The sequence below is a fragment of the Rhodanobacter sp. TND4EL1 genome, assembly GCF_054061035.1.
The window spans coordinates 1-1264 of the sequence record NZ_JBSSDT010000009.1 but is presented as its reverse complement, the minus strand read 5'-3'; the positions used below and the strand labels follow the sequence as shown (position 1 = coordinate 1264).

General features: G+C 60.2%; 2 protein-coding genes. Both read left to right on the top strand.

Going from position 1 to position 1264, the window contains the following annotated elements:
- Positions 1 to 63 precede the first annotated feature (63 nt).
- Complete coding sequence (locus ACVWWQ_RS17240) at positions 64 to 420, top strand: transposase (RefSeq protein ID WP_133952467.1); 357 nt, start codon at positions 64 to 66, stop codon at positions 418 to 420.
- The gene (locus ACVWWQ_RS17235; RefSeq protein WP_133952465.1) at positions 378 to 1226 is read left to right on the top strand and encodes an IS3 family transposase; all 849 of its coding nucleotides are present in this window, start codon (positions 378 to 380) and stop codon (positions 1224 to 1226) included. The genes ACVWWQ_RS17240 and ACVWWQ_RS17235 overlap by 43 nt, the downstream gene beginning before the upstream one ends.
- The last annotated feature ends 38 nt before the right edge of the window (positions 1227 to 1264 follow it).

Sequence of the window (1264 nt, the reverse complement as noted above, 5' to 3'; positions counted from 1 at the left end):
GCGGACGGGACAGTTCCTACGCTTTAGTGGACACCCTGAACTACCACTTCAGGAGTCCACACCATGCCGAATCCAGGCCCACGAACGACCTATCGCTACACCGAAGATTTCAAGGCAACCGCTGTCCGCTTGAGCCAGTTGCCGGGCGTCGCGGTGGGTGATGTTGCCGCGTCGCTTTACATCCATCCGTTCATGCTGTCTCGTTGGCGCAAACAAGCGCGCGAGGGCGTGATCGTGACCAAAGGTGTAGCTGTCGACAAAGAAGTGGCGAGCGAGCTCAAGGAGCTGCGTCGGGTGAAAAAGGCGTACGAGCGCCTGAAGATCGAGCATGACCTTTTAAAAAAAGCGATCGCGTTCACTTCGGGTCAAAAGCCGAGATCTTCGCCTTCATCAGGCAGCAGCAGGAGCACTACCCGGTGAGGCTGTTGTGTCGACTGTATGACGTGAGTGCCAGCGGGTTCTACGCCTGGCGTGATCGTCCAGCCAGCTCGCGCAAGCAGGAGGATGGCCGCCTGCTGGAGATAATTCGCCAGGTCCATGACGACAGCAAACAGACCTATGGCAGTCCGCGCGTGCACAGGGAACTACAAGGCGAGGGCGTGTCGGTCGGACGACGTCGGGTCGAGCGATTGATGAGGGACAACGCGGTGCGGGGATGCTCGGCCGACTTGTATCGTCGCTGCCCCGGGGTGGACCGCTTCTTCTCAAGCGTCGATAACCACGTTCACGCGTTGACGGTGGAGAGGGCCGATCAGGTGTGGGTCGCAGACGTGACGTACCTGAAAGTGTCGGGACAGTGGCGTTACCTGGCGACGGTGATGGACCGCTACTCGCGCCGCTTGCTGGGCTGGTCGCTGGGCGCGGACCGGACAGCCACGTTGACACGCCGTGCTTTGGCAGCGGCGTTGCGGCAGCGTAAGCCACCTGCCGGCACGCTGCTGCACAGTGATCGTGGCATCGAGTTTCTCGCCGGCGACTTCAAGCGCGCGCTGGCCAGCGCCGGACTCGTTCAAAGCGTAAACCGCCCGCATCGCATGACCGATAACGCGCACATGGAGTCGTGGAACAAGTCGATGAAATCGGACATGTATCACCGTCAGGCTTTCAGCACCGAACGCTCACTGCGAAACGCCGTGCGCAGCTACATTGATTTCTACAACACCAAGCGCTTGCACTCCGCTTTGGGCTATCGTTCTCCTGTCGAGTTCGAGGCACAATGCGGCTAACCAGCCGGTGTCCACTTTTGCGTAGGAACTCTCCGGCT

What these genes read in the sequence shown, in the direction of transcription:
- ACVWWQ_RS17240 (WP_133952467.1), top strand. Translation starts at nt 64, where the DNA reads ATGCCGAATCCAGGCCCACGAACGACCTATCGCTACACCGAAGATTTC.